Raw genomic sequence first — 26,972 nt, 5'->3', positions numbered from 1 at the left:
GTTCATGAAACGACGTGAAGAACGCGTCGTCAAGGCCGCGCCGGCGAGAATTCGTTCAGCCCTGAAATTCAGGCAAGCGGACAACCAGGCCGTCAAGCGTGTCGCTCACCTTGATCTGGCAGGAGAGACGTGAGTTTTCTTTTTGCTCGGCGGCGAAATCGAGCATCGATTCTTCCATCGATTCCGGCTTTCCGGTCTTTTCCCGCCATGTTTCATCCACATAAACATGACAGGTGGCGCACGCACAGGCGCCGCCGCAATCTGCGTCAATGCCGGGCACCATATTCTTCACCGCCGCTTCCATGACCGATATGCCGGCTTCGGCGTCAATTGTATGTTCAGTTCCGTCATGTTCGATATAGGTGATTTTTGGCATCGGCTCTCAAGTCATCTGGTCTGTGAAAAGTCAATGCGTGGATGTAAAGGCTTATGGGCTGAGGGCAAGTCCTATTTGAGGAGGCGCGGCGATTAGCGGCGCTACCAGGAATTCGTGACGGCGGAGATAATTTCCATCGATCTTGCTGACGAACAGGCGACAATGGCGCTTGGCGCGCGCCTAGCCGGTGTTTTGCGCGGCGGCGACGTCGTCCGGCTTTCCGGCGATCTGGGCGCTGGAAAATCCATGCTGGCGCGCGGCGCAATCCGGGCGCTGGCAGGCGTGTCAGATGCGCCAAGCCCGACTTTTACATTCGTGGAGACGTATGAGACGTCTGCTTTTCCACTATGGCATTTTGATTTTTACCGGCTGGAGACACCTGCGGATGTGTGGGAGTTAGGATTGGAAGAAGCGCTTGAGAACGGCGCCGTCCTGATGGAATGGCCGGAGCGGGTAGAAGGCGTTCTCGGCGAAGAGGGTCTTTTGATCCGGCTGGAGATCGCAGGCGGCGGACGCCGCGCGCTGCTATATCCAGATCCATCGTGGAAACGCCGTCTTTCAACAGCAGGAATCATATAAAAGCAATGATCATGAATGCAGGACAAATGAAAGTTGATGAGGCGCGTTTCGCGTTTCTCGACAAAGCCGGCTGGGCGGATGCAAAAGCAACTCCGCTCGCGGGCGATGCGTCAAGCCGGCGTTACGAACGCCTCGAAAAAAATGGGTTGCCGGCAATCCTGATGATCGCGCCGCCAGGCGCGGAGGAGGCGGCTTGTCCGGCGGCGGCAAGCGAGCAGGAACGCCGAACGCTAGGCTATAACGCCATGGCGCGGCTGGCCGGGCCGAATCTCAATGCTTTCACGAGTGTATCGAACATGTTGCGCCAGACAGGTCTGTCTGCGCCGGAAGTCTACAGCGCCGATGCGCAGTCAGGTTTCGCGCTCATTGAAGATCTCGGCGACGATCTGTTTGCGCGGGTCGCTGGCGATATAGATGAAACAACGCTTTATTCTGCAGCGATCGACGCTCTGGCGCATTTGCATCTCGGCGGCGTCAGTCCGCCCGCCGCACCCGGATTTCAGATGCTTGACTATGACGCGCTCGCGCTCGAGGCTGAAGTCATGTTGCTGTTGCAATGGTATTGGCCGCTGAAAAAAAACGCGTCCGCCAGTGACGATCAGTGCAGTGAATATATACAACTCTGGCGCGAGGCTTTCGGCGCGCTTTCGGCGCCGCATGCGCCAGTGCTGCGCGACTATCACGCGGAAAACCTGTTGTGGCTGCCGGACAGAAAAGCTGACGCTCGCGTCGGTATTATCGATTTCCAGGACGCGCTCTTCGGCCATGCTGCTTACGACATTGCATCGCTGCTGGAAGATGCGCGCCGCGATGTCAGTCCGGAACTGGCGAACGCCATGTTAAGCCGTTATTATGACCGCACGGGCGAAGGGGTCGACAGGGGGGAGTTCGAGCGTGACTACGCTATCCTTGCGGCGCAGAGAAATGCTAAAATACTTGGTATTTTTGCACGGCTGGCGAAGCGGGATAACAAGCCGCGTTATCTCGACCTGCTGCCCCGGGTGGAGGCGCATTTTCGCGATGATTTGAAACGCGAGCCCATGGGCGCGCTCGCTGAGTTCATGAAAAAACACTTTCCGGAATGGTCGTCATGACTGAAATGCCGCAAACCGCCATGGTGCTCGCCGCTGGTCTTGGCACACGCATGCGTCCGTTGACGGATGAAACGCCAAAGCCGCTTATTCCGGTCGCCGGTAAACCGCTCATAAATTATGCGCTTGAACGCTTTGCAGGCGCAGGCGTTGCGCGCGCGATTGTCAATGTGCATCATCTCGCTGATCAGGTGGAAGCGACGATGAGCAACGTGGAGACGCCAGAAATTGTTATATCCGATGAGCGCGCAACGCTGCTGGAGACAGGCGGCGGGCTTAAAAAGGCGAGATCGCTGCTTGGCGAAGCGCCGGTATTTTGCACCAACACCGATGCGATCCTGATTGATGGCGACGGTAAAGAGGCTTGCGCCGCACTTGCTGATCAATGGGACAGCACCCGCATGGACGCATTATTGCTGTTGGTTCCGAGTGAACGCACAAGCGGGTATGACGGATACGGGGATTTTGATCGCAGCGACACTGGCGAAATCTCGTTGCGATCGGGCGATCACGCGCCGTTCGTTTTCACAGGCTTGCAGATCATTGCGCCAACGCTCATTGACAAGGGGCCGTCCGGCGCTTTTTCGACGCGAGTCCTGTGGGATATGGCTGCAGAAAACAATCGTCTATTTGGCGTTGTCTATGAAGGCGACTGGCTGCATGTGGGCGATCCGGCCGGCCTTTCAGCGGCGGAACGTCGGCTTGGCGCGGCGCCGCCGGCCTGATGGTTCAGACAGGAGATATTTTCGATGGGCCGGCGCCCCGGGTTTTTTCTATCGCGCCCGGCCGGGCGTTCCTAAAAGATCTTGCGGACGGCGTCGCATCAACGGCTGCAAAGAACGGTTTCCAACTGCCGGATGTCACGATCTATCTGCCGACGCGCCGGGCGATGCGCGCCCTTGGCGAAGCCTTCGTTGAAATCAGCAGCCCCCGCGCGGTTCTGGCGCCGCGCATTCGCGCCCTTGGCGATATCGATGAAGATGAATTTGTTGTTTTCAGCGGCGGCGCCGAGGATGAAGCTGATTTGTCTCCGCCCATTTCGACCGAGCACCGCCGGCTGACTCTCGCGCGTCTTGTCGCTGAGCGTGACAAGGCATATTTTCAGGGCCAGCGGCGATGGGCCGGCGCGATTTCTGCGGCGGATGAACTTGGCAAACTGCTGGACTCTCTTTATACAGAAGAAATTTCGGCGGATCGTTTAGGCGGCGTTGTGCCGGAAGAACTGGCTCGACATTGGCGCGATTCCCTTGAGTTCTTGTCGCTTATTACGGCTGAATGGCCGGAAATTTTGAAAGCGCAGGATCTTTCCGATCCCGCGGCGCGCCGTGTGGCGCTGATTGAACGCCAGACGCGGCGCTGGCGTGAAAACCCGCCGCGAAACCCTGTAATCATCGCTGGCACGACCGGGTCGGCGCCGGCGGTGGCGCGTATGATGGGCGTGGTTTCGAGGCTTCCCGCCGGGGCCGTCGTGTTGCCTGGGCTCGACCTGGATGCGCCGGCGTCTGTGTGGAATTCTGTTGATGAACCGCATCCGCAAAGCGGGCTTAAAGCGTTGATTGAAAGTTTAGAGTTAACGCGTGAACAGGTAAGGCCCTGGCCGGTTTCCAGCGTGACACAGAAAAACCCGAGAGCGGATATTGTCACCGTTGCGTTGCGCCCGGCCGGCGCCTCTGACGAATGGCGGGACTGGGCGGCTGAAGCAAAGGCTGCGAAAGCCTCGATGGATGAAGCAACAAGAGGGTTGGCGCTGGTCGAGGCGAGTGATGAAGAACGCGAAGCGGGCGTCATTGCGTTAAAAATACGCGAAACGATTGAAACGCCTGACCGCACTGTAATGCTGGTCACGCCGAACCGTGACTTGGCGCGGCGCGTCGCGCTCAAGATGCGCCGATGGGACGTCAATATAGACGATTCCGCCGGCTCTCCGTTTGCGAATACCCAGTGCGGCGTTTTTTTACGCCTCGTCGCTGATTGGCTGGGGGCCGTGTCCGACCCGGTGCGATTGATGGCGCTGATTGATCATCCCTTGTTCGGGGGCGGATTGTCACTGCAGGAATTACCGCGTGTCCGGCGTCTATTCGATCGCGGATTGCGCGGTCTGAAACCGGGCCCGGGCGTCGCGGGCTTGCGGCGAAAACTCGATCCTGCATTATCCGGCGGCGAAAGCCTGGAAACGCTATTGTCGGCGCTTGAGACGGCGGCGGCGCTCTGGCCGGAAACTGAGGGTTCGTTTGCAGAGAGGTTTCATGCTCACCTTGCGGCGGCGGAACAGCTATGCGCGCTGGCCGAAGCGCCGGGTGACAAAAGGCTTTGGCGCGGCGATGACGGCGAGGCCGGCGCCGCACTGCTTGCGCAAATTGAACCCTCGCTTTCGCTGATTGTTCAGGACCGCGCAGAAGAATATGCGGATATATTTACGCGCTTGATAGCGGGCGGCATTGTCCGCCGCCGTATGCCGGCCCATCCGCGTATCGCGATTCTCGGTCCGCTCGAGGCGCGCATGCAAACCGCAGATGTGGTGATTCTCGGCGGACTTAATGAAGGCGTCTGGCCGCACGATGCTGTCACCGATCCATTTCTCTCACGGCCCATGCGTGAAAAGCTTGGGCTTCCCTCGCCGGAGCGGCGTATCGGGCTCGCCGCACATGATTTTGCGCAACTGACCTCAATGGGCGACGTCCTGCTGACGCGTTCGACGCGCGCTGCCGGCAAGCCGACAAAGCCGTCGCGCTGGATTATCCGTCTAAAGAATATACTCGAAGGCGCGGAGGCTGCTGAAAACGTCTACCAGGCGCGCTATTGGGAAGGTCTCGCCGATTCGCTCGACCGGCCGCAACCGGCGACGCGCATTGCCGCGCCATTTCCAACGCCGCCCGTAGCGGCGAGACCGCAATCTCTTTCTGTGACGCAAATCGAGACGCTGCTGCGCGATCCTTATGCGCTTTACGCCAGCAAGGTGCTGCGCCTCGATCCGCTCGATCCGCTCGGCGAGGCGTTCGGGCCGCGATATCTGGGAAATCTTTTCCATCTGATACTTGAACTGTTCGCGCGCGAACATGGGGGGGACGGCGCTGCGAATTTTCAAACAAGACTGCGAGAGCTCTTCAACAAACATGCAAGCGATTTTGGTCTCGATGCGACCGCATTACGATTTCGCATCAGACAGATCGATGCGGCTTTCGACCGGCTGGAAGACTGGTTTGCGGAACGCGCGGCGTTAGGTGTCCCCGCCGTGCTGGAAGGGAAAGGCGCCTGGATTTTCGCGCTGGATGATAAGCAGTTCCGTCTTAGCGCGCGCGCTGATCGTATTGATGTCCTGACGGAAGGCGGCGCTTACATTATCGATTACAAAACTGGCGCGCCGCCAAGCCTTGAGCAGCAAAAAGCTATGTTCAGTCCGCAGTTGCCGCTTACCGGCTTGATTGTCGAGAAAGGCGGATTTGGCGACATTGGCGCGGCGCGGGTCGCCGGCTTTGAATTTTTGCGCGTGCTTGGCGGGCGCACGCAAAAAGACAGAACCGCCAATCTCACCGGCGACGAAGCGCGGCGGCTTATGGATGAAACCCGCGATGGGCTGTTTTCAATACTTCGTCACTTCGCCGATCCGGCTGCGGGTTATCCATCCCAGCCGCGCCCGCAATACGCCAACCGTTTTGGCGCGTATGACCATCTTGCCCGCCGCCGCGAGCGCGAAGCTCACGGCGATGACGGGGCGGGAGACAATCTGTGAACGCGCTCGAAAAAACGCAAAACAGTCAGCGCCGCGCCGCCGCACCCATACGGTCGGCTTTCGTCATGGCGAACGCAGGGTCAGGCAAAACCCGCGTTTTGACGAACCGCGTTGCGCGTCTCCTGCTTGCCGATACGCCGCCACAGAAAATTTTGTGCATTACATTTACAAAAGCGGCGGCGGCGGAAATGGCCGACCGCCTTTTCTCCGTGCTCGGCAAATGGGCGCTCGCCAGCGATGAGACATTAACGGAGGCGCTTAATGAGCTGGAGGGTGAAGACACGCCTCGCGATCCCGCGGCGCTGGCAAAAGCGCGCCGATTGTTCGCTCGCGCTTTGGAAACGCCGGGCGGGCTAAAAATCCAGACGATTCACTCATTTTGCGAGAGCGTCTTGCGGCGGTTTCCGCTGGAGGCGGGCGCCCCGCCCGGCTTTACCGTCATTGAAGACGCGGCGGCGGCGGAACTCATGCATCAATCGCTGGACCGGCTGGCGTGCGACGCAAGCGCCGATCCCGGCCTCGCGGCCGCCTTTGACCGGTTGAGCGTCGAGCGATTGGAAGACCAGTTGCGCGCCCTGTTGACCGATGGCGCTGTAAAGCGCGCCCCGCATCAAAATGAACTGGAAAGCGCGCTTGAAAACATGGCGCGGCGGCTCGGCGCTTTCGGCGAAACCGATCCGGAAAAAATCAAAAACGCTTTCCTGGATGCGTTGGTGGACGCTGAGTTGAAACGCGCCATGGAAGGGCTGGCCGCGGACGGAAAGCAGCCAAAAGAAGCAGCACAACGTCTGGCGCCGTATTTTTCAACGACTGAAAGCGCTGAAAAATGGGCGGCGCTGGAGGCATTCCTCCTGACTTCGGATAAGTCAAAACCGCGCGCCCGAATCGCTTCCGCGGCGACTGACAAGATTGATCCCTGGGTCAGGCCTTTCGTGGATGATTTAAGCGAAAGGTTGTTTGAAACCATTCAACAGGTAAAGGCGATTGATATTTATCATGACACCGCCGCGTTCTGGCGGCTATCCGCACGGTTGCGCAAATATTATGAAGACGGCAAAGCCGCGCGCGCCGCACTTGATTTTAACGACCTAGTCTTGCGCGCGCGAGCGCTGTTTCATCGCGTTGAGAGCGCGTGGATTATGTACAAGCTCGATTACGGCGTCGATCATATTTTAGTCGATGAGGCGCAGGATACGAGCCCGGATCAATGGGCGGTGATCGAAAGCTTGTTTGAGGAATTTTTCAGCGGCGCCGGTGCGAGGCCGGAACCGCGCAGTTTTTTTGCGGTCGGCGATCTTAAGCAATCGATCTATTCATTTCAGGGCGCCGATGTTGCGCTTTTCAAACAAAAGGAAGTGGACCTTGGCGCGCGTCTGGCGCAGGTTACCGCGTTCGAAAGCCTGCCGCTCGATTTGTCATTTCGAACAACGGCGCCGGTGCTGTCCTTTGTAGACGCTGCATTCGCCGACGTTGAAGCGCGGGAAGGGCTGGGCGATGTAAAACTTGCGCATGGCGTTTTTCGAGAAGGTCATGCCGGACTGGTGGAGCTTTGGCCGCTGACGCCCTTGCCAGAAAAATTCGAGGTTAACCCTTGGGATGCGCCGGTGGATGCACCGTCGGGCAATCATCCGGTGCAGGTGCTTTGCGAGCGTATTGCGGCAACGCTCAGAGACTGGCTTGAAAAAGGCGAGCGACTGGAATCAAAATCCCGCGCCGTGCGTCCAGGGGACGTTCTGATTTTGGTGCAAAGCCGTGGCGCCCTGTTTTCACAGATTATCCGCAGCCTGTCGGCTGCGGGCGTTCCTGTTGCCGGACCGGACCGTTTGAAACTGAATGAAGATCCGGCGGTTGAAGACCTGATCTCCTTTGCGCGTTTTGCGCTTTGCCCATCAGACGACCTCTCCCTTGCGGAAGTTTTAAAAAGCCCGCTTTTCGGTTTTGGCGATGACGAAGATCTCTTCCCGCTGGCGCACGAGCGGGGCAAAAGTGAAACTTTATGGGGCGCATTGAGACGGCGCGCCTGCGAGCAAGCGCGATGGTCAAAGGCGGCGGAAGAACTTAGTGCAGCGCGTATCGTGGCGGCGGAAGAAGGGCCATTCGCTTTTTTCAGCACCGTTCTGGCGGCGGGGAGCCCGTCTGGCCGAAAGCGATTCTTTGATCGTATGGGCAAGGCGCATAGCGACGCCATAGATGAGCTTTTGCGCCAGGCGATTGACTTTGAAAACGCCAACCCGCGCAGTTTGCGCAATTTCATCGCCTGGTTCGATCACGCCGCCACGGAAATCAAACGCGAGATGGAGCGGCAGGACGACGCCGTTCGCGTTATGACCGTCCATGGCGCTAAAGGCCTGGAAGCGGAAATTGTTTTTCTTCTTGATGCGCACCGCGAAGTCAGTCTCAACAATATTGGGCCAATTATTGATGTTGAGATGGGCGATGATGATTCTGCATCATCGATTGGTATACTGACTGGCCCTAAGGCGAATGATGTCGAAGCGACAGCTGACGCCCGCGCCGCTATGGCGCGCAACAAATACGAAGAATATCGGCGGCTTTTTTACGTAGCCGCAACGCGCGCGCGAGACCGGCTGTATATATGCGGCGTGGAAAGCGGTCGAAACAAGGACCCGCACGGCAAGCCGGTCAATCAAAAAACCTGGCACGCTCTTGCGGAAGACGCCTTTGCCCGGCTTGATTATGTTGAGACGGGCGCAAGCGAATTTTGGGAAAATGGCGGCGGCGCTGTCCAGAGGCTTAGCTGCGCGCAAACGGCTCCACTGTCAGCAGATGATGAAACAGCTGAGACGTTTCAGCCGGAAGCGCCCGAATGGATGTTCGCGCACGCCCCCCAGGAAAAGGCGCAAACACGCTTGACGCCGTCAAAGCTCGGCGGGGAAGAAAACGAATGGGGCGCTGGCGAAGGCGATGCATCCTATTCTCCGTTGCGCAGCCGCGATAAATATTTCCGTGGACGGATATTACACAGGCTTCTGGAATTATTGCCGGATGTTACGCCGGATGCGCGCTCAAAAGCGGCGGATAAGTTACTGGCGCGGCTCGCAGGCGATGTTGAGGCTGACGAGCGCGCACGCTGGCGCGATGAGGTGTTGACAGTCCTGAGCGATCCGGCGTTTGCAGAAGTTTTTATGCCGGACTCCATGGCGGAAGTTCCCGTTGCGGGCGAGCTTGGCGGTCAGTCTTCATCAAGGAAAATCAGCGGCCAGATTGATCGTCTCGCCGTGACGGCGTCAAAGGTTTTTGTTGTGGACTATAAAACCAACCGCCCGCCGCCGAAGAATGTTGGCGACATTGATTTTTCCTATGTGGCGCAAATGGCGGCCTACCGCGCCTTGCTTCAGAAAATCTATCCTGATCGTGAGGTGGTCTGCGCGCTTTTGTGGACATATGACGCACGGTTAATGTTGATTCCCGATAACATGCTCGACAAGGCGGCTGCACAACATCAACTGACGGGTTGAAACCGGGCAAGTTCGGTTTATCTTCACTTTTCAGCATCAAGCCTGGCATCAGGAGTATCCAATCATGGCCGTAAAAACCGTCACCGACGCAAGCTTTTCCGAAGAAGTTATCAATTCCGGCGACACCGTTCTTATTGATTTCTGGGCTGAATGGTGCGGCCCGTGCAAGCAGATCGCCCCGGCGCTGGAAGAAATCGCAAGCGAGTATGAAGGCAAGATCACTATCGCCAAGGTCAATATTGATGAAAATCCCGAAACGCCCGGAAAGTACGGCGTGCGCGGTATTCCGACCTTGATGATTTTTTCCGGCGGCGAACATGTGGCGACTCGCGTTGGCGCGGCGCCTAAAAGCCAGCTTGCGGCATGGGTGGATGAAGTGCTGAAAGAAGCCGCCGCTTAACTGTTTGACCGCAGAATTTCTCCGGCGAGATACAAAGAACCGCTGATTAATAATCTCGGCGGTTCTTTTGTGTCTTCCGCTGCAGAAATGACGGCCTCTTCGATAGAGGCGCAGCTTTTGGCTTTCAGACCCGCTTGCCTGGCGGCGTTCATGACGTCGTCCGGCGCCATGACGCCGTCATGTGCAGCGGCGACGCAATAGACATGGGCTGCAAGGCCGTTGAAAGAAGAGAAATAACCTTTCGCATCCTTGTTCGCCTGCATTCCGGAAATCATCACGAGCGGCCTTGAATTGCGCGCTTCCAAGTCCGCCATGACCCGTGCAATCGCGCGGCCCGCATGCGGGTTGTGACCGCCGTCCAGCCAGATTTCGATTTCAGCGCCAAAGGCGGCGTTGGCTGTTTCCACAAGGGGGCCAATCGTAAGCCGCTGCAGACGCGCGGGCCAGCTGGCGGCGACAAGACCTTTTGAAATGATGCTGTCATCAACTTGCAACCCCGCGGCCCGTATCGCCGCAATAGCCGCGCCGGCGTTTTCGATCTGATGCGCGCCCTGCATTCGCGGCATGTCAAGATCGCATAAACCGGCATCATCCTGATAGATCAGCCGTCCGTGTTCGGACCATGCGCTCCATTGCTCTGCGAAAGCAAAGATCCGCGCTCCGGTCCGGCGTGCGCAGTGCTGCAGTGCGGCCATGGCTTCAGCCGATTGCGGGGCGATGACAGCGGGAGCGCCTCGTCTGAAAATACCGGCTTTTTCTGCAGCGATCCCGGCTATAGTCTCGCCAAGAAATTGCTGGTGATCGAGATCAACCGGCGTAACGACAGCAGCGGCGATATTGTCAAAAACGTTTGTGGCGTCGAGCCGTCCGCCGAGGCCGACTTCGACAACTGCGTAATCGGCCGATATTTCGGAAAAAGCGAGTAGCGCGGCGCAGGTTGTCGTCTCAAAGTAAGTGAGCATGTCTTCGCCCATGGCCGAATCGACGCGTTCCAGCGCATCGATCAGCGCGGCGTCGCTAATCTCGTTGCCGGCGACAACAATTCTTTCGTTAAACCTGACAAGATGCGGCGAGGTGTATGCATGAACGTCATTCCCCGCCTGTTCGAGGATCGCGCGAATAAAGGCGACAGTGGAGCCTTTGCCGTTCGTGCCGGCTACATGAAAAACAGGCGGCAGTTTCTTGTGCGGATCGCCAAGGCGCGAAAGCGCGGCGCGAATCCGGTCGAGTGAAAGATCGATAATGACGGGCCGCCGGTTCGCGATGCGCGCGAGAACCGTTTCAATGTCGCTCAAGCGATTAATTCCCAATAGGTTGGCGTTCGCCGTATTTATTCTGCGGCCTTATCCAGTTTTGGCTGGCTTTCAGAAACAGTCTTTTTCGATTTTTCCAATGCCGCCGGTTTGGCGGTGTTGGCGGGCTTTTCAGCAGCGATGGCCGGGTTTTCAACTGATACAACCGGCGTTTTCGCAGGCGCGGCCTGTCGGCGTTCCTTGATGAGAACGCGGATAAGCCGTGACAGCGTTTCTTTCATTTCAGCGCGCCGCACGACCATATCGACCATGCCTTTTTCTTCGAGGAATTCAGCGCGCTGAAAACCTTCGGGCAGTTTTTCGCGAATGGTCTGCTCAATAACGCGAGGGCCGGCGAAACAAATCAGGGCGCCTGGCTCGGCGAGATTTACATCGCCCAGCATCGCGTAAGAGGCTGTCACGCCGCCCGTGGTCGGGTTTGTGAGAACGACAATATAAGGCAGGCCCGCTTCCTTGACCATTTGTACAGCGATCGTCGTGCGCGGCATCTGCATCAGCGACAGGATGCCTTCCTGCATGCGCGCCCCGCCGGACGCCGCGAATACAACCAGCGGCGCATTACGCGACACCGCTTCTTCGGCGGCCTTTAGCATCGCTTCGCCAAGCGCCATGCCCATGGAGCCGCCCATAAATTTAAAGTTCTGTACGGTCGCCACAACGCCAGCGCCGTCAATCGTTCCGTAAGCGGCCATCATCGCGTCCTGCTGGCCGGTCTTGCGGCGGTTTTCTTTTAACCGGTCCGTGTAGCGTTTTTCATCGCGGAACTTCAAAGGATCGGTCACCGGTTCAGGCAGCTCGATTTCTTCATAAGCGCCATTATCAAAGATGAGCGCCAGCCGTTCCGCCGGGCCGATCGCCAAATGATGGTCGCAGGACGGGCAGACCTGATTGGCGGCGTCGAGATCGCGCTGGAAAATCATCTCGCCGCAGCCGCCGCATTTGGTCCATAATGCGTCGGAGCCGTCATCTTTCCGGTTGAAGATGTTTTTAATGCCTGGAGGAATGTTCGACAGCCAACTCATTTCCCACTCACTTTGTTTACTTCGGTTACGGTCAGCCCAAACCGGACATCAGGATCGGCGTGCGGCGCGGATCGCCCCCGAAATATCCGCCGCCAGCTTCAAGACCGCGTTAACGCCATTATCCGCCTCGCCGGGGCGCGCTTCAAGGCCTTGTGTTCCGCGCGCCTTCGCAAGTTCGCTCACGAGAGCCGAACCCACTACCACAGCATCGGCGAATTTGGCGAATTCGCGCGCCGTTTCAGCCGTTTTGACCCCGAAACCGACCGCTACAGGCAAGCAGGACGCCTTTTTAATGCGGGCGAGCGCGGCCGCCACAGCGGCCGTATCGCCGCTCGCCTTGCCGGTGACCCCGGCGATAGAGACATAATATACGAAACCGGAACTGTTTTTGATGACGGCGGGCAGGCGGTTATCATCGGTGGTGGGCGTTGTCAGGCGGATGAAATCAACGCCTTGAGCCCTTGCGGGCGCACACAGCTCCGCGTCTTCTTCCGCCGGTAAATCGACAATGATCAGACCATCGACGCCGGCGGCGACGGCGTCCGTCACGAATTTTTCCGGCCCATAAGCGTAAAAAGGGTTGTAATAGCCCATCAGGACGACAGGCGTTTGATCGTCTTCAGTCCGAAATGAACGAACCATTTCAAGGGTTTTGGCGAGGGTTTGTCCGGCTTTCAAGGCCCGCAGGCCCGCCGCTTCAATCGCCGGGCCGTCCGCCATGGGGTCGGTGAAAGGTACGCCCAGTTCAATCATGTCAGCGCCCGCGCCCGGCATTCTTTTCAACAGATCCATCGATGTCGCGTAATCCGGGTCACCGCCCATAATGTAAGGGACGAATGCAGCGCGGTTTTCTGTTTTCAGCCGGGTGAAAAGGGCGTTGATGCGGGACATGTCTTTCCGGAGAACAAGGGACGGCTTGCCTAGCGCGCCTGCGTGGGAAAGCAAACATCGCCCGAGCAAAAAAACGCCCCGGCTTTCCGGGGCGTTTTCATATTTCTGAGGATTTTTTGCCGCTAGGCGGTTTTGGATTTCTTCCGGCGAGAGGCGAAGCCAAGCCCAGCCAAACCGGACAAGAGCAGCGGCAAGGCGGCCGGAACCGGCACTTCCTCGACCTCATAGACCAAATCATCAATCGCGCCCGAACCGGACAGCGTTATTGCGAGCCGGGCGACTCCGGCAATATTGAAATTGAACCCGAGAAACTCATTGTCGCCGGTTGTCACCATGCCGTTGGATATAGATGTAATCAGCACATCGTTCACATCGAAAAAGTCAAAGGTGATGCTTTCGGAGCCGTTGATATCGAAAGCGTTGAGGCTGAAAATCGTGACGGCCTGATCGAAAAGGAACGACAGCATGCCGCCGCCCGCAGCATCGTCCGGATCGGATGCGTTATCATCAGTCGAAACAATCAGGACATTGCCCGGCATGAGCATTTCGACAGGACCCGTCGTCGGGTTATCGAACGGCGCTGCGAGGTCGCTATCGTTACCTGTCGGATTGTCCGTATCGAAAACCATCGCTGCATTCGGCGAACCCATGGGAGCGCCGTTGCGCGCACCGGAGATGGTGACGCCCGCAAATTGCGTACTCACAAGATCGCCGGCGGAAAGGCTTTCAAAGTCGATAGTGACTGGCGCGGCCTGTGCGGCGCCGGCGCTGAACAAGACAGCGATGATGGAAGACACTACGCGTTTCATAACTCATACCCCAAACACAACAACGCCTGATCAAGATAAATTTCACACCAGACAAAGAGTTCGGTATTGTGGAATTGATAGCTTGTCAAACGACTTCCCGCGTCAGGCGAGTCTGTTGAAAACCGTATCCGGATAAGGAGATTTTCAGTGTACATATTAGGAATTTTCGGTCGCATTAACCATATTTTTTAAAGAACTGGCCCAAGGTTATCTGTGAACGTTGCATCCAGAATAATGATTGGCGCGATCTGGCTTTATCGCCGCTCATTGTCTCCACTTTTTTATGCGCTTGGCGTGCGATGCCGGCATGAACCGTCGTGCTCGCACTACGCCGCAACGGTCTTCGCCAGGCTTGGTTTTGCACGCGCATTCTGGCTGACCGTGTCACGGCTTGTGCGATGTCACCCTCTGGGATCTCATGGCTATGATCCGCCGCCCGACACTACGCCGGATGTTGGATGGAAGTTCTGGAAACTTGGCGATTGGGCGTGGACAGAGCGGTGCGGACCGGAAACGGAAACGCACGGCCCCGCTGAGCCGTTTTCTTGATTGTCTACAGTCCGCTGGTTCAAAAAATGCTTTTGTCGCGCCAGAATGGCGCGAATAATGGCTGGCGCTAATGCGTTACAGTCGCCAATGTTTCAACATGTGAATTCGTTTTCCCAATGCCCCTTATCATCATCGCGACTTGCAAGACTTTTCCCGAGCTTCAGCCTAGCGATGAAATTTTCGCAGAGGCGCTGCGCGCGTACGGCGCAGATGTTTGCGCCGCACCGTGGAACGGCTGCCAGACGGCGTTCGCTAACGCTGACGCTGTCATCATTCGCTCCACCTGGGACTATCAACAGCAGCCAAAAGACTTTCTTGTCTGGCTGGAGCGGCAAGAGGCGGCCGCGCATATATTCAACGCGCCTGAATTGATGCGCTGGAACCTGTCAAAACAGTATCTTCTTGAGTTAGAAAAAGCCGGCGCGCCGATGGCGCCGCTGCGATGGGTGGAGCCGCGCGCCGATCATATCGCTGCGGCGTTGGATACGCTCGGGCTGACGACGGCGGTGGTTAAGCCAGAAATCGGCGCCACAGCAAGCGGGATTTCGATTGTGCACCGGGAGGACAGGGACGGCATTGAGCGCGCGGCGCAAGTCATGGCGATGCCCGGGATGGTGCAGGCGCTGATTCCCGAAATAACGACCGAAGGGGAAACCTCTTTCATGTTTGCGGGCGGCGAATTTACGCACGCCGTGACGAAAATGCCGAAACAGGGCGATATCCGCTGTCAGGCGGAGTTTGGCGGCGCGACAACTCTCATTTCGCCGCCTGACTGGGCGATCGCACAGGCTTCCAAAATTCTCTCCATGGTGCCGGGGAGGCCTTTATACGCCAGGATCGACGCCGTTCTGCTTGACGGGAGCATGCAGCTTATGGAAGTCGAACTGATTGAGCCGGAACTGTTTTTCACCTATTGCCCTGACGGCGCGGCGCGGCTCGCTGCGGCGCTCATTCAACGTCTATAAGTCTGCATCAGAAACGAAGCAAAAATCATGGTCGCAATTACACTTCCCGATGGGTCGCAACGCCAATTCGACGGCCCCGTCACGGGAACGGACATCGCCGAGAATATTTCCAAATCGCTCGCCAAGAAGGCGCTGGCGGTGAAAGTCGATGGCGAGGTGCGCGATCTTTTCGATACGATCGATAAGGACGCGTCGGTTGAAATTGTCACCCGAGAACACGAAGACGCGCTCGATATCATCCGCCACGATACAGCGCATCTGATGGCGCAGGCCGTGCAGGAATTATATCCCGATACGCAAGTCACCATCGGCCCGAATATTGAGGACGGATTTTTTTACGACTTTGCGCGCGAAGAGCCGTTTTCTTCTGACGATCTCGCCGCGATCGAAAAGCGGATGAACCAGATCGTTGAGGAAGGCCGCCCGACTCGCAAGGAAGTCTGGGACCGTGATGAGGCGATCAGGCATTTCAAGGATATCGGCGAGCGTTACAAGGCCGAGATCATCGCTGATCTTCCCGAGGGCGAGAATATAAATATCTATTTTCACGGCGACTGGCACGACCTTTGCCGCGGCCCTCATCTTCCGTCTACGAAACATATCGGCAAGGCCTTCAAGCTGATGAAAGTAGCGGGAGCCTATTGGCGCGGCGATCATCGCAACCCCATGCTACAGCGAATTTACGGCACCGCCTGGGCGAATGAAAAAGACCTCAAAGCCTATCTGCATCGCCTTGAAGAAGCGGAAAAGCGCGATCACCGCAAGCTGGGAAAGGAAATGGACCTGTTCCATTTTCAGCAGGAAGCGCAAGGCTCGGTTTTCTGGCATGCGAAAGGCTATCTTATCTGGCGCCAGCTGGAGGCGTATATTCGCCGCCAGCTTGACGCCGACGGTTATGTGGAAGTGAAGACGCCGCAGCTTCTCGATGCGAAGCTTTGGGAAATGTCGGGCCACTGGGGCAAGTTTCGCGAGAATATGTTCGTCGTGCCTGATGAAATTCCGTCAACAGACGATGATGCGCCAATCCTCACCGGCGAGGCGGATTTGATGGCGTTAAAACCAATGAACTGCCCGGCGCATGTGCAGATTTTCCGGCAGGGCATCAAATCCTATCGCGACCTGCCGATCCGCATGGCTGAGTTCGGCTGCTGTCACCGCAACGAAGCGCATGGAGCGCTGCACGGGCTCATGCGCGTACGTCAGATGACTCAGGATGACGCGCATATCTTTTGCCGTGAGGATCAACTGGGCGAAGAGACCAAACGCTTTCTCGATTTGTTCGCCCGCGTATATAAAGATATGGGCCTTACCGATATCGCCTATAGGCTGGCGACCCGGCCGGAAATGCGCGCCGGCGATGATGCGAGCTGGGATCGGGCTGAAAAGGCGCTTTCCGATGCGCTGACCGCCGCCGGGCTTGAATTCGACATCGCCGAGGGCGAGGGGGCTTTTTATGGGCCCAAGCTTGAGTTTCATCTGACCGACGCCATCGGGCGCACATGGCAGGCGGGAACCTTCCAGCTTGATTACGTGCTGCCCGAACGTCTCGATGCGAGTTACGTCGATGAAAGCGGTGCGCGCCAGCGGCCAGTAATGCTCCATCGCGCGGTCTTCGGCACTTTTGAACGATTCATCGGATTGCTGATCGAGCACTATGCAGGCCGGCTTCCCTTGTGGCTGTCGCCGGCGCAGATCGTTGTGACGACGATCACTTCGGCGGCAGACGATTATGCAACTGAGGTCGCATCGGCGCTGGAGGCGGCGGGCTTGCGCGTCGAACTCGATATCCGGGCGGAAAAAATCAATTACAAGGTGCGTGAACATTCTCACGCCAAAATTCCGGTCATCGCCGTTGTCGGCGCGCGCGAGGCCGAAGAAAGAAAAGTGTCGTTGCGGCGGCTCGGGTCGAAAGACCAGGAGTCAATGTTGCTGGATGAGGCCGTGCAAGCGCTCCGCGATGAATCGCGCGCGCCTGATCTGAAGCGCGCATAGCGGATAGTTCCTATGCAGTTCAGTTGGCGAGAAAGGCGCGACCGGGCAAGCCGTCTCTGGCTGTACGGTCTGTTTTTTCTGTTGCCGGCGCTCGCCGTATTCGGACATCGCGGGGTCGCGCCGTGGCTTTTACTTGCGAGCTTGCCGGCGTTTTTGCGGGGCGATTTCTGGCAAGCGGCGCTGGGGAAACTCCTTGACCATCCAAGCCTTAAGGATCCCTTGTTTGCAGGGTTCGTGGCGCTACTCTTTTTTTGCTTCTGGATTTTCCTGTCAGGGTTCTGGTCGCCGAAGCATCACTACAGTCTTTTCCTGTGGGTGCTGGCGCCTGCGCTGGTGGCCGGATCAGTTGTCTGGTTTTCGCTCAACCTTTCACGCGAATGGGCGTGGCGGCTGGGGCGCGCTTTTTCTCTCGCGATTGCCGGCGGCATGATTATTCTCGCGATTGAGGGGGCCAGCGGCGGCTATTTGCGTGATATTCTTCCGCCTAAGGATGCCTCGCCCGGCGGCGCGCGGGATATTATCTCGCTCGGGCGCGGCGTCACTGCGCTGGCGCCCGCGCTATTTCCTGCGGCCGCGATTGCGGTTCGCATCTGGTCGCGGGGCGCGGCTGCCGGCATTCTGGCCATCGGCGTTACAGCTGCGTTCATGAACGATGTCAGCGCCAACATAGTCGCCATAGGGGCGGGCTTGATCGCGGCGTTGCTGGCGCTGGAATATCGGCGGTTCATGCTGCGCCTTGCCGGTTGCGGCGCGATCGCCGCCTTGTTGCTGTTTCCGGTCTTTGCGGCGCTGGCGCCGGTAGACGCTATTTATGTAACGGCAAGTGAAACATTGTCGGACCGCCAGCTTGCGGGCGCGTCGTCGTCACTCCACCGCCTCGCCATATGGCATGCGTCCAGCGTCGAAGCGTTTAAGGGATTGCCGTTCGGCTTTGGCGCAGACTATGCGCGCATATGGAACGAAACAGCGCCAATGATTTCGGTGCCCGGATCTGCGGCGCCTTTATCGGTAATTCCGAACCATCCGCATAATTTGTTTATTCAGATATGGCTTGAACTGGGCGTTCAGGGTGTTGCAGCGCTTGCGCTGTTCATCTTTTTCGGGATGAAATCCCTGTTACGCGCAAGCATGTCGAAGGCTGTCGGCGCGGCGATACTGGGCGCGTTTGCGGCGGTGCTGATTTCGATTACGGTGGAGGGAAGTTTGTGGCAGGTCTGGCGTCTGGCGGCGATGGGCCTCGCCGCAGGCGGAATTGCCCTGGCGCATAGACTGGAAAAACGCTGAACAAGAGTTTCACGAGGTGAGCGGCGTGCAGGCCGATTTGCAACATCAGGGCGCGCCCACAGTTTCCGCGATTGTGGTGAGCTATTTCACAGGGCCGGTGCTCGCGCGATCGATTGAAGCCTTGCGTGCGCAGCCCGATATTGCAGAAATTATTATTGTCGATAACGGAAACTTTCCGGGGCACGCCGACGCGGCGACTTCTTCTAAAGGCGCGCCGTCTGTGAAACTTGTATCCGGGCATGGCAATATCGGCTTCGCCGCCGGCTGCAATCTCGGCGTTAGCCATTCGAGCGGCAAGTTGCTGCTTTTTATTAATCCAGACGCAATTATGCAGCCTGACAGCGTGTCCCGCCTGTTGGCCGATGCGCGCGATATTGAACAGCCATGGTTGATGGGCGCAAAACTGGTCGGCCCGGACGGCGAAGAGCAGCAGGGGTCGCGCCGGCGCGTATTAACGCCGTGGACAGCGTTTGTAGAATTGACCCGGCTTTACAAGCTGGCGCCGGGACACCCTTATTTTCGCCGGTTCAATATGCATACAGACGAATGTCCTCAGGGTCTTATCGAAGTGCCGACGCTATCCGGCGCAGTCATGCTGTTGCCGAGAGAGGATTTCGACGCTGTTGACGGCATGGATGAACGCTATTTTCTGCATGTGGAAGATGTGGATTTCTGTCTGCGATTTGCGAAGGCGGGCGGACATATCTATTTCAATCCGGCTGTATCTGTTCTCCATTTCAAAAGTTCGAGCCGCGCCAACCCGGTGCGTATCGAAGCGCGTAAAACCGCGGGGATTATACGCTATTTTCACACGCATTTCTCACACGCATATCCGAAACCTTTTCTGTGGTTTGTGGATGGCGCGTTGTGGATCGCATTCGGGCTGCTGTTCGTAAAAAGGGCGTTCTTGAAAATATTTCGTCTTGCCGGCTTTCGCGCGCGGCGCGGCGGAAGCGGCGTCAGGCGCGCTCGCTCGATATCGCGGCGCCAGTCTCAGCGTTGATCGCGTAATTGTCTGCGTCCCGGACCAGGAGGAACGTAATCCTCAAGCGCGTAGAGTGTATAGCGACGCGGCTTGCTAGATCCATTTAAGGCTTTAACGCCGCCAAGCCGCTCGATTGAGCGAAAGCGGTAATTGACATGGGCGTCGTCATCTCTCGTCGTGACGAAAAGGACCCGTTTGTGACGCTCCGGTTCAAAGGCTTTGAAGGCTTCGAAATGATGGCTGACGCTGGCGTTCGGATCGAGCGCTGCGATTTCGGTATTTGCATGGCGCTGGTAATAGAGCATTTCCGAAATCAAATACCGGTCATCAATAAGAATGGCGTCGTAGCCTTGGCCGCGCGCCGCTATCGCCGCCGTCTGCTCTTCCCAGCCGCGCAGATCTTGTACCGCGCGCGCGCCGCCGACGGCGTCAGCGAAGCGAAGATTCAGTACGCCTATGGAAAAAACGGTCAGTAAAAATGCGTGCAGGATAACGCTCGCCTTTGCGAGCCATCCAAGACCCGACCGGAAAAGAAATCCGGTGACAATGAGCAAAGCGGCGGGGTAGGCGGCGGCGGCCCAGTTGGCGTGCGCGCGGGAGATAAACGCCTGGGCTGCGACAACAAGCAGGGGCGTGAGCGCGAAAACAATCAGCAAAAGATTATCGCGATCCCATCCGCCCGGCTTTGTGCGGGTGATTAAAATGATCAGTGCGCCAAATGGTATAAGGCCGAACACCAGGAATTGCCCGCCTATAAATTCAACAAGGCTTAGCGGTTTAAACAGCGAGGCGCCCCAGTTGGCGTTGGCTGCTGTGTGCGAGAGAGTCTGAAAATCATGCTGCAAATTCCAGATAATGTTCGGGGCGAAGAGAATAAGAGCGATGAGCACCGTCCAGCCAATCGCCGGGCGGAGAATTTTTTGCCTGAGCGGGGCAAACGCCAGAGAGATGACGATCCCGGCGATGAAGTACATCATGGCGTATTTCGACAGGAGACCGAGGCCGATGGCGGCGCCGAGTCTTGCGAAATCGCGGCGCGCCGGCTGCTCGGCGCTGACTATCCGAAATAGAAAATAAAGCGCGGCGGACCAGAAAAACAAAAGCGGCGCATCGGTGGCGATTATGAAAGAGGATAAAATAACGCCGGGAATTGTGAGCCAGCCGAGCCCGGTCCAAAACGCGATGCGTCTGTCGAAGACGTCGCGGGCGATGAGATAAAGAAAACTCGCCGCGCCAAAATGGAAGAGCGGCGCCGAGAGGCGCACCGCCCATTCGCCATTCCCGAAAAGAGCCGTGGTTGCGCCAATCGCCCAGGCGATCAGGGGCGGCTTTGAAAAATAACCAAATGCAAGATCGCGCGACCAGTACCAGTATTGCGCTTCATCCGGTCCAAGTTCCGCCTGTGAGAAAACCAGCACTATGATACGCAGCACAGTGACGGCGCCGGCGATAGCCCAGAAAGAACGCCATCGCGCCGAAAGCAGGGGAGTGTTGTCAGGAACGGTCTGCATCAAACTACTGTTCAGCGGGTTCAGGCGGTCGCAACACGTAAATGGTGAGCGAGACCTCATCGCCGTTGGAGTAATTGAGCCCGTCGATCACGGCAAGCGGGAGCGCGCCAGCGCCGGACAAGGCGTTTTGAAACGCCGCCTCATGGCGTTGTTCGATGATTGCGGCGCCCGCAGCGCCTGAATTTAACAACGCCGCGGCATGGCTCGCGTTGGTCAGTGCTGTTTGCGTTCCCAGCAGGAAAACCGCAGAAGGTTCGTTGTATCCGACAAGCGCCGTTGGGGGGGCGTCATCATGCAGGGGATGGCGCCCTGCAATTTCAAGCGCCGTCGACAGACGCGGCGAAACAGCAAGACTGGAAAGTCCCGGCAGAACGGTTGTCATAACGATCCAGGCGTAAAGCGCAGCAAGGCCGGCGGCGGAGAGCGCGCCCGCATAACGACGGCCGCGCCAGAACAGGGCGCCGATCAGCACTGTTCCCAGCGCGACCAAACTTGCGATAGCAAAACATGCCAGTTGCAAGGGCGCGGCGCTGAAATACACAGGCAACGCCGCAAGCAGACCTGCTGCGGTTAACCCGACTGCTATATAAACAGCCGCGCCAACACGCGCCGCCCATTGAATTTTAACGCCAGGCCCGGTCGCAACGCGGGCCGCCAGAATTGCGAGGGCAGGATAAAGCGGCATTGTGTAATGCGGCAGCTTTGTCGCCGCGATTTCAAAAACGATCCATGCCGGAATGATCCATGCGAGAAGAAACCGGCTGCGCCAGTCGTCCCGTTCGCGCCAGGCGACAAGCAAGCCGGGAATGATCAGCGCACTCGCCGGCCAGAACAAGAGCCATAACAGAACGCTATGATAGCCAGGCGGACCGTAATGACCTTCCTGCGCGCCGCCGACTTTACCCAGCATATCGCCGCCGATGGCGTCGGTGAAAAACCGGCCTTCAGTCGCGAGGCCGATCGCAATCACCCATGGCGCAGTTATCAACGCCAGGATGAAAAACCCTGACACGGGCCGCATGGCCTGAAGCCATCTCATGTTGCGCTTTGCGGCGAAAAGACCTGCGCCGGTCAGCAGTGACACCATGGGCGCAATCGGTCCTTTAATCAGCGCCGCCGCTCCGTGCGCGCCCCAGAATAGTAAAGGCCATCGCCACGTTTTGCGCTGACTTTCCTCCGCGCGCGCATAAATATGGATGAACGCCAGCTGCGCGAGGCAGACCAGCCCGAGCAGCATGCCGTCCGTCTTTGCGATGGTGCTCTCGGCGGCGACGACAGGCGCGCTGGCGAGCAATAGTGCCGCGACCAGCGCTGTGCGGGCGTCGTAAAGGCGTAGGGCGGCGAGATATGTAAAAACTGCTGCGAAAACAGCGCCGATGAGTGATGGTATGCGGTAGGCCCAGATCTGACGCTCACTCTCAGCGGATAACGCGGAAACGCTCGCCGCCTGGAGCCAGTGAATTCCAGCCGGTTTTTTATTGCGCTCATCCTCCTGAAAGCGGATCGCGATAAAATCGCCGCTCTCCAGCATCTGCGCGGTCGCCTGCGCAAAGCGGGCCTCGTCGCGATCAAGCGGAGGCAGGGACCATATCCCCGCCGCGCCCGTAAAAAGGGCGAAGACAGCGACGATAATGATGCGCAGATCGCGAAATACCGGCGTCATGTCAGATCACCCCCCTCTTCTGCGTTAACTTAGCCGCGCGGTCCGATTTTGTCTTGCTGCGCGTTTGATCACAGCAGGAGGTGACCAATTGGCGCGGGTCGGCTATGTGCCATTGATGGGCGGGAATGCGAGAAACGATATGGAAATGTCAACGTCAGGCGGGCCCGCGCCTGGTCTCAGCGTCGTTGCGCCCATGTTGAACGAGGCGGGCGGGGCGGCGGCGCTTGTCGCGGAAATTGCAGCGGCCCTGTCGCATATGGACCACGAAATTATCATCGTTGACGATGCGTCCGCGGATGACACGCTTGTGGTGCTGAAAAAGGCCCAGGATCAGTTTCCCCAACTTCGTATCATTTCGCATGAAAAAAACGCGGGTCAGAGCCGTGCGTTGCGCACCGGTGTTTTGGCGGCCCGCGGCGCGGTGACGGCGATGCTGGACGGCGATGGGCAGAACGATCCCGCCGACATTCCCGCGCTGCTGGTGAAATTTGACGAAAGCGGCGCAGACATGGTGGCGGGAGAGAGGGTGGCGCGCAAAGACAGGGCGGCGAAGAAATGGGCTTCGCGCGCAGCGAACGCCCTGCGGCGCAGGTTGCTGCGAGACGGTTCGGCGGACACAGGCTGCGGGCTGAAAGTCTTTCGCCGCGACGCCTATCTGAATTTGCCTTATTTCGATCACATGCATCGCTATTTGCCGGCGCTGATGAAACGTGAAGGCTACAGCGTCATTTTTGCGCCGGTCGGCCATCGCGCGCGTGCACATGGGCGCTCGAAATACTCGAATTTTGGCCGGCTCGTGGTCGCCTTTCGCGATATTTTTGGGGTGTTGTGGCTACTGGCGCGTGCAAAAAACCCCGGAAAGATTACTGAATCGGCGCGGAAATGAGTTTTTGCGCCTGCCGGGTCCCGTGTTAAGATAAATCAGATGAGGCCGCTGGCGTGCTATTCGGGGGGCGGCGAAAAAAGAAGGATTTTCGTCTCATGTATCAAATGTTTCCCTTGCTGGCGATCAGCTTGATTGTCTTCGCGATTTTATCGCTCACGGGCGCGGTCGGGACCGCGACCATTCCCTGGTACGAGGTCACATTCGTTCAGTTGCCGATGGTTTCCGGCGATATATGGGACGTAAGCTGGGGCGATGTATTTTTACTGGCCAGTATGGGTTTGCTTTTTGTCGAGCTCTTACGATCGACCAAGACTGGTTCTGAGTCCATTATGAACCACGCGCTTTCGGTCGTGGTTTTTGTCGTGGCCTTGCTGCTTTTCATCATCGTAGAAGGGTTCGGCAATTCCGTTTTCTTCCTTTACATGTCGATGACGTTTCTCGATTTCATGGCCGGCTTTATTGTGACGACAGTGACGGCCCGGCGCGATCTGGCGGTCGGGGGCGGCGTCGGTTAGCTGGCGTCACGCCTCGATTGAAGCGGCGACGGATTTCAAAATTTAATAATAAACATCCAGCGCGTGCGCCCCGTATTGGGACGCGCGCGTTTCAATTTGGGAATAGACCCCGGCCTTCGGCGATGGCGCATGCGCGCGGCGGCTGGATGTTAGTGGAATGAGCGTCGCTTTCACTGCGGGCTCCGCGCTGGTCGTCGGTAATTGCGCCATATTTCTCGTCGCAATCGACCGCGCCGCCAGCCGTTGTCTGCGGGCGCTGTTCAAAACCGGAAGGTTAATAATTTCTTTCATAACGGGTGAAACGCAATAACGGCGCCGCGCCTATTTCATCAGAGAACGTATGGCGTTTCAAATTTTATTTACGGCTTGGCGTGTAAGGTTTTCAGGCAATGGCGAAAGTGGGTTTAATGGTAGAAAACGCGAAAGCGTTCCCTGGCATAAAGCATGGCGACGTGGCGCAGGCGCCGTCAGCGGTTTCGTATGACTCCGGCGAGAGTCGTTCAAGCATGTCTCAAGGCGATCAAGGCCTGCAGACAATGTTTGAATATAATCCAGAGGCCGACGATCTGAAATGGTCGGACGAAGACGCGGCGGCGCGGATTCTGGCCGTTAACGGCCGAGATCTCGCAGCTACCGCTAAAGAATTCACGTCCAGGATATATGGCCAGGAAGATTCAGAGCGCGCCAGCGCCTTCGCCGGCGATCAGGATAGTTATGCGTGTGAATACCGTCTGAAAACGAACGACCACGCAGGCGACTGGGTTGAGGAGCGCGGCGGATGGATCGGCGCCGGTCCCCAGAGACGGCTCATCGGGGTTATTCGTTCTATTGAAAACCGCAAACAGCGCGAAGCGGAGCTTTCAAGACTCGCCATCAATGATGACCTAACCGGTATTTCCAATCGTGCATATTTGCGCAAGGTGCTCGACGAACAAATTGACCGACTTGCATCCGGTGAAACCACCGGCGCCTATCTTATGGCGGGCGTTGATGATGTCGGCGCCGTGAACGCCGATTTCGGTTTCGAAGCGGCTGATATGGTGATCGTCGAAGTGGCGAACCGATTAGAAAGCCTTTTAGGACCGAACGATCAGATTGGCCGCGTCGCCGGAACGAAATTCGGCATTATCATCGCGGACTGCGATGAAGAACAATTGCGCCAGCTTTGCGTGCGGTTCCTGAACGTCGTGCGCGAGCATGTTATCGAGGCCAAGGGCGGCGCTGTCGCCGCCTCCATTTGTCTCGGGGCAGTGCGTCTTCCCGAGCAGGCGGGCGATTCATACGCCGCTATGACGCGGGCCGAAGCCGCTCTTGACGCCGCCAAACGCATCGGCAAGTCGAGCTGGTCCGCCTTCAGCGAAAAGACGGACGCCGTCAGTATGCGCCGCCGCAATTCGCATATGTCGGACGTCATTCTGACCGCGCTCAACGAACGTCGCATCCGCCTGGCTTTCCAGCCGATTGTCAGCGACCTCGGTGAAACGCCGAAAAAATTCGAATGCCTGATCCGCATGCTCGGCGAAGACGGTCAGAACATCCCGGCGCCGGAATTTATTCCCGCCTCAGAACGTCTTGGTCTTGTGCATTTGCTAGACCGGCGTGTTCTTGAACTCGCTATGAACACGCTTGCGGTCTGCCCGGACATTCATCTCAATGTGAACATTTCCATGGAGACGGTGAAAGACTTCGTCTGGGCCGAAGGATATATCGCGCTTCTGCGCGCCAATCAGGACCTGGCCAATCGCATTACGGTTGAACTGACGGAGACACAGGTGATTGACGCTATCGACGCTTCGATCGAGTTCGTCTCTGAAATCAAAAAACTTGGTTGCTCTTTCGGCATTGACGACTTCGGCGCGGGATATACGTCTTTCCGGAATCTCAAAGCGATGGATATCGATATTCTGAAAATCGACGGTTCGTTTGTCACCGGCGTTTCAGCCTCGCGTGAGAATCAGCTTTTCGTGCGCACGCTTTTGGACCTGGCGCGTAATTTCGGCATGCAGACAGTGGCGGAATGGGTCGATAATGAAGCCGACGCCATGCTGCTGAAAGGCCTTGGCGTCGACTTTCTGCAAGGTTATCTGCTTGGCAAGCCTGAAACAAATCCTGCATGGCTGCCGCAAGGCGCGCCCAATGATACGCCGCAACGCGCCGAGCGAATCTAACTGGCGAATTACGTATCGTCGCTTTCAAGACGATCAAGTTTTTCCTTGAGCGCGGACAACTGGTCCTTCAACGCATTGATGTCGTCGCTGTCTTTTTGCGCGCCCGCATTTGCGCCGGCGGATTTTGGCGCGGCATAGGCGGCGCCCATTGGCGAGAACATTTTCATCGCCTGTTCATACAGCTCCATGTTCTTGCGAACGCTCTCTTCGAACATGCCGTAACCGGGCGCGCCGCCGAATGTGTCGCGCATGCGCGCGCGCATTTCTTCCTGATTTTTCGAAAAGGCGTCCATGCTCATTTCCAGATAGGAGGGCACAAAGGACTGGAGACTGTCGCCGTAGAATTTTATCAATTGCCGCAAAAACTGGATGGGCAGAAGATTCTGGCCTTTGCTTTCTTCCTCGAAAATAATCTGCGTGAGAACAGAGCGCGTGATGTCGTCGCCGGATTTGGCGTCAAAAACGACAAAATCTTCGCCTTCCTTCACCATTTCAGCCAGAAAATCGAGCGTTACGTATGACGAACTCGCCGTGTTGTAGAGACGGCGGTTTGCGTATTTTTTGATGACGATCGCATCGCCATCGGCTTTTGAGCGGCCTTTGGTCTTGTCAGCCATATTCGATACCCTCCCGTGCCATTTGCAGCGCTGCATTTGATGCACTGCATGCTTTTTGTGCACTTGCTAATCATGCTATAGCATGAAATTAGGTTTTGCATACGCGGTAGAACAAAGTTTTATCGCAGTTAAGCCATTGAGATCGTT

Annotated in this window: 23 protein-coding genes; 14 read left to right on the top strand and 9 right to left on the bottom strand. The window is 57.3% G+C overall.

Going from position 1 to position 26,972, the window contains the following annotated elements; translation table 11 throughout:
- Positions 1 to 55: 55 nt before the first annotated feature.
- A complete protein-coding gene (locus tag ACQK2Q_RS13865; protein ID WP_425410335.1) occupies positions 56 to 376 on the bottom strand; it encodes a 2Fe-2S iron-sulfur cluster-binding protein in 321 nt (106 codons plus the stop codon).
- Between the two features lie 114 nt (positions 377 to 490).
- Here ACQK2Q_RS13865 and tsaE point away from each other — a divergent pair, with 114 nt between their 5' ends.
- The 6 genes from tsaE (at position 491) to trxA (ending at position 9,655) form a co-directional block, all read left to right on the top strand.
- Entirely contained in the window at positions 491 to 955 is a 465-nt protein-coding gene (gene tsaE / locus ACQK2Q_RS13860) for a tRNA (adenosine(37)-N6)-threonylcarbamoyltransferase complex ATPase subunit type 1 TsaE (RefSeq protein WP_425410334.1), read from the top strand.
- Between the two features lie 11 nt (positions 956 to 966).
- Positions 967 to 2,049 carry an aminoglycoside phosphotransferase family protein gene (locus ACQK2Q_RS13855; protein ID WP_425410333.1) on the top strand — a complete coding sequence of 361 codons (1,083 nt, stop codon included), beginning with the start codon at positions 967 to 969 and terminating at the stop codon, positions 2,047 to 2,049.
- Positions 2,046 to 2,771, top strand: a complete 726-nt coding sequence (locus ACQK2Q_RS13850; protein WP_425410332.1) for a nucleotidyltransferase family protein — start codon at positions 2,046 to 2,048, stop codon at positions 2,769 to 2,771. The genes ACQK2Q_RS13855 and ACQK2Q_RS13850 overlap by 4 nt, the downstream gene beginning before the upstream one ends.
- The gene (gene addB / locus ACQK2Q_RS13845; RefSeq protein ID WP_425410331.1) at positions 2,771 to 5,776 is read left to right on the top strand and encodes a double-strand break repair protein AddB; all 3,006 of its coding nucleotides are present in this window, start codon (positions 2,771 to 2,773) and stop codon (positions 5,774 to 5,776) included. The genes ACQK2Q_RS13850 and addB overlap by 1 nt, the downstream gene beginning before the upstream one ends.
- Positions 5,773 to 9,255, top strand: coding sequence for a double-strand break repair helicase AddA (gene addA / locus ACQK2Q_RS13840; RefSeq protein ID WP_425410330.1), 3,483 nt, complete (start codon positions 5,773 to 5,775; stop codon positions 9,253 to 9,255). Before addB ends, addA begins: the two co-directional genes overlap by 4 nt.
- 64 nt (positions 9,256 to 9,319) lie before the next feature.
- Positions 9,320 to 9,655, top strand: coding sequence for a thioredoxin (gene trxA, locus ACQK2Q_RS13835; protein WP_425410329.1), 336 nt, complete (start codon positions 9,320 to 9,322; stop codon positions 9,653 to 9,655).
- On the opposite strand, the gene ACQK2Q_RS13830 is transcribed toward trxA, so the two are convergent.
- From ACQK2Q_RS13830 to ACQK2Q_RS13815, 4 genes are all read right to left on the bottom strand, one after another.
- Positions 9,652 to 10,950, bottom strand: coding sequence for a bifunctional folylpolyglutamate synthase/dihydrofolate synthase (locus ACQK2Q_RS13830; RefSeq protein WP_425410328.1), 1,299 nt, complete (start codon positions 10,948 to 10,950; stop codon positions 9,652 to 9,654). The two genes, trxA and ACQK2Q_RS13830, sit on opposite strands and share 4 nt — an antisense overlap.
- A 35-nt stretch (positions 10,951 to 10,985) precedes the next feature.
- Complete coding sequence (gene accD, locus ACQK2Q_RS13825; protein WP_425410327.1) at positions 10,986 to 11,990, bottom strand: acetyl-CoA carboxylase, carboxyltransferase subunit beta; 1,005 nt, start codon at positions 11,988 to 11,990, stop codon at positions 10,986 to 10,988.
- A 48-nt stretch (positions 11,991 to 12,038) separates the two neighbouring features.
- Positions 12,039 to 12,881 (bottom strand): tryptophan synthase subunit alpha, encoded by an 843-nt coding sequence (trpA, locus tag ACQK2Q_RS13820; RefSeq protein WP_425410326.1) that lies wholly within the window; start codon positions 12,879 to 12,881, stop codon positions 12,039 to 12,041.
- A gap of 122 nt (positions 12,882 to 13,003) precedes the next feature.
- Positions 13,004 to 13,690: a VPLPA-CTERM sorting domain-containing protein gene (locus tag ACQK2Q_RS13815; RefSeq protein WP_425410325.1), complete on the bottom strand. Its 687-nt coding sequence runs from the start codon at positions 13,688 to 13,690 to the stop codon at positions 13,004 to 13,006.
- Positions 13,691 to 13,924: 234 nt separating this feature from the next.
- On the opposite strand from ACQK2Q_RS13815, the gene yidD reads away from it, so the two are divergent.
- The 5 genes from yidD to ACQK2Q_RS13790 all read left to right on the top strand — a co-directional run bounded on the left by yidD (position 13,925) and on the right by ACQK2Q_RS13790 (position 19,483).
- Positions 13,925 to 14,239, top strand: a complete 315-nt coding sequence (gene yidD, locus ACQK2Q_RS13810) for a membrane protein insertion efficiency factor YidD (RefSeq protein WP_425410324.1) — start codon at positions 13,925 to 13,927, stop codon at positions 14,237 to 14,239.
- Between the two features lie 116 nt (positions 14,240 to 14,355).
- Entirely contained in the window at positions 14,356 to 15,204 is an 849-nt protein-coding gene (locus ACQK2Q_RS13805) for an ATP-grasp domain-containing protein (RefSeq protein WP_425410323.1), read from the top strand.
- 27 nt (positions 15,205 to 15,231) lie between these two features.
- Positions 15,232 to 17,196, top strand: a complete 1,965-nt coding sequence (thrS, locus tag ACQK2Q_RS13800; protein WP_425410322.1) for a threonine--tRNA ligase — start codon at positions 15,232 to 15,234, stop codon at positions 17,194 to 17,196.
- A 12-nt stretch (positions 17,197 to 17,208) separates the two neighbouring features.
- The gene (locus tag ACQK2Q_RS13795) at positions 17,209 to 18,480 is read left to right on the top strand and encodes an O-antigen ligase family protein (RefSeq protein WP_425410321.1); all 1,272 of its coding nucleotides are present in this window, start codon (positions 17,209 to 17,211) and stop codon (positions 18,478 to 18,480) included.
- On the top strand, positions 18,449 to 19,483 hold the full coding sequence (locus tag ACQK2Q_RS13790) for a glycosyltransferase family 2 protein (protein WP_425410320.1): 1,035 nt from the start codon (positions 18,449 to 18,451) through the stop codon (positions 19,481 to 19,483). Before ACQK2Q_RS13795 ends, ACQK2Q_RS13790 begins: the two co-directional genes overlap by 32 nt.
- Here ACQK2Q_RS13790 and ACQK2Q_RS13785 read toward each other — a convergent pair.
- Together ACQK2Q_RS13785 and ACQK2Q_RS13780 are read right to left on the bottom strand one after the other, a co-directional pair.
- Complete coding sequence (locus ACQK2Q_RS13785; RefSeq protein WP_425410319.1) at positions 19,474 to 20,976, bottom strand: ArnT family glycosyltransferase; 1,503 nt, start codon at positions 20,974 to 20,976, stop codon at positions 19,474 to 19,476. The genes ACQK2Q_RS13790 and ACQK2Q_RS13785 overlap by 10 nt on opposite strands.
- 4 nt (positions 20,977 to 20,980) lie before the next feature.
- Positions 20,981 to 22,639 (bottom strand): ArnT family glycosyltransferase, encoded by a 1,659-nt coding sequence (locus ACQK2Q_RS13780; protein ID WP_425410318.1) that lies wholly within the window; start codon positions 22,637 to 22,639, stop codon positions 20,981 to 20,983.
- A gap of 88 nt (positions 22,640 to 22,727) precedes the next feature.
- Between ACQK2Q_RS13780 and ACQK2Q_RS13775 the strand changes: the two genes are divergently transcribed.
- Both ACQK2Q_RS13775 and ACQK2Q_RS13770 read left to right on the top strand, forming a co-directional pair.
- Positions 22,728 to 23,525, top strand: coding sequence for a glycosyltransferase family 2 protein (locus ACQK2Q_RS13775; protein WP_425410317.1), 798 nt, complete (start codon positions 22,728 to 22,730; stop codon positions 23,523 to 23,525).
- A gap of 95 nt (positions 23,526 to 23,620) precedes the next feature.
- Positions 23,621 to 24,040: a hypothetical protein gene (locus ACQK2Q_RS13770; protein ID WP_425410316.1), complete on the top strand. Its 420-nt coding sequence runs from the start codon at positions 23,621 to 23,623 to the stop codon at positions 24,038 to 24,040.
- 42 nt (positions 24,041 to 24,082) lie between these two features.
- Here the strand turns inward: ACQK2Q_RS13770 and ACQK2Q_RS13765 are convergent, their stop codons facing one another.
- Positions 24,083 to 24,331, bottom strand: a complete 249-nt coding sequence (locus ACQK2Q_RS13765; RefSeq protein WP_425410315.1) for a hypothetical protein — start codon at positions 24,329 to 24,331, stop codon at positions 24,083 to 24,085.
- A 98-nt stretch (positions 24,332 to 24,429) separates the two neighbouring features.
- Between ACQK2Q_RS13765 and ACQK2Q_RS13760 the strand changes: the two genes are divergently transcribed.
- Positions 24,430 to 26,208, top strand: coding sequence for an EAL domain-containing protein (locus ACQK2Q_RS13760; RefSeq protein WP_425410314.1), 1,779 nt, complete (start codon positions 24,430 to 24,432; stop codon positions 26,206 to 26,208).
- 8 nt (positions 26,209 to 26,216) lie between these two features.
- Here the strand turns inward: ACQK2Q_RS13760 and phaR are convergent, their stop codons facing one another.
- Positions 26,217 to 26,825, bottom strand: a complete 609-nt coding sequence (gene phaR / locus ACQK2Q_RS13755) for a polyhydroxyalkanoate synthesis repressor PhaR (RefSeq protein ID WP_425410313.1) — start codon at positions 26,823 to 26,825, stop codon at positions 26,217 to 26,219.
- Positions 26,826 to 26,972: the final 147 nt, after the last annotated feature.

Origin of the sequence: Hyphococcus sp. (assembly GCF_965228385.1) — a bacterium.
GTDB lineage: Bacteria > Pseudomonadota > Alphaproteobacteria > Caulobacterales > Parvularculaceae > Hyphococcus.
The sequence above is the reverse complement of the archived record's forward strand: the minus strand, read 5'-3'. Positions and strand labels throughout refer to the sequence as shown.

Excerpts from the sequence above, each read along its gene's own strand:
- ACQK2Q_RS13865 (WP_425410335.1), bottom strand. The coding sequence starts at position 376 with ATGCCAAAAATCACCTATATCGAACATGACGGAACTGAACATACAATT.
- ACQK2Q_RS13855 (WP_425410333.1), top strand. The coding sequence starts at position 967 with ATGAATGCAGGACAAATGAAAGTTGATGAGGCGCGTTTCGCGTTTCTC.
- ACQK2Q_RS13850 (WP_425410332.1), top strand. The coding sequence starts at position 2,046 with ATGACTGAAATGCCGCAAACCGCCATGGTGCTCGCCGCTGGTCTTGGC.
- addB (WP_425410331.1), top strand. The coding sequence starts at position 2,771 with ATGGTTCAGACAGGAGATATTTTCGATGGGCCGGCGCCCCGGGTTTTT.
- trxA (WP_425410329.1), top strand. The coding sequence starts at position 9,320 with ATGGCCGTAAAAACCGTCACCGACGCAAGCTTTTCCGAAGAAGTTATC.
- accD (WP_425410327.1), bottom strand. The coding sequence starts at position 11,990 with ATGAGTTGGCTGTCGAACATTCCTCCAGGCATTAAAAACATCTTCAAC.
- trpA (WP_425410326.1), bottom strand. The coding sequence starts at position 12,881 with ATGTCCCGCATCAACGCCCTTTTCACCCGGCTGAAAACAGAAAACCGC.
- ACQK2Q_RS13815 (WP_425410325.1), bottom strand. The coding sequence starts at position 13,690 with ATGAAACGCGTAGTGTCTTCCATCATCGCTGTCTTGTTCAGCGCCGGC.
- yidD (WP_425410324.1), top strand. The coding sequence starts at position 13,925 with ATGATTGGCGCGATCTGGCTTTATCGCCGCTCATTGTCTCCACTTTTT.
- ACQK2Q_RS13805 (WP_425410323.1), top strand. The coding sequence starts at position 14,356 with ATGCCCCTTATCATCATCGCGACTTGCAAGACTTTTCCCGAGCTTCAG.
- thrS (WP_425410322.1), top strand. The coding sequence starts at position 15,232 with ATGGTCGCAATTACACTTCCCGATGGGTCGCAACGCCAATTCGACGGC.
- ACQK2Q_RS13795 (WP_425410321.1), top strand. The coding sequence starts at position 17,209 with ATGCAGTTCAGTTGGCGAGAAAGGCGCGACCGGGCAAGCCGTCTCTGG.
- ACQK2Q_RS13785 (WP_425410319.1), bottom strand. The coding sequence starts at position 20,976 with ATGCAGACCGTTCCTGACAACACTCCCCTGCTTTCGGCGCGATGGCGT.
- ACQK2Q_RS13780 (WP_425410318.1), bottom strand. The coding sequence starts at position 22,639 with ATGACGCCGGTATTTCGCGATCTGCGCATCATTATCGTCGCTGTCTTC.
- ACQK2Q_RS13770 (WP_425410316.1), top strand. The coding sequence starts at position 23,621 with ATGTATCAAATGTTTCCCTTGCTGGCGATCAGCTTGATTGTCTTCGCG.
- ACQK2Q_RS13765 (WP_425410315.1), bottom strand. The coding sequence starts at position 24,331 with ATGAAAGAAATTATTAACCTTCCGGTTTTGAACAGCGCCCGCAGACAA.
- ACQK2Q_RS13760 (WP_425410314.1), top strand. The coding sequence starts at position 24,430 with ATGGCGAAAGTGGGTTTAATGGTAGAAAACGCGAAAGCGTTCCCTGGC.
- phaR (WP_425410313.1), bottom strand. The coding sequence starts at position 26,825 with ATGGCTGACAAGACCAAAGGCCGCTCAAAAGCCGATGGCGATGCGATC.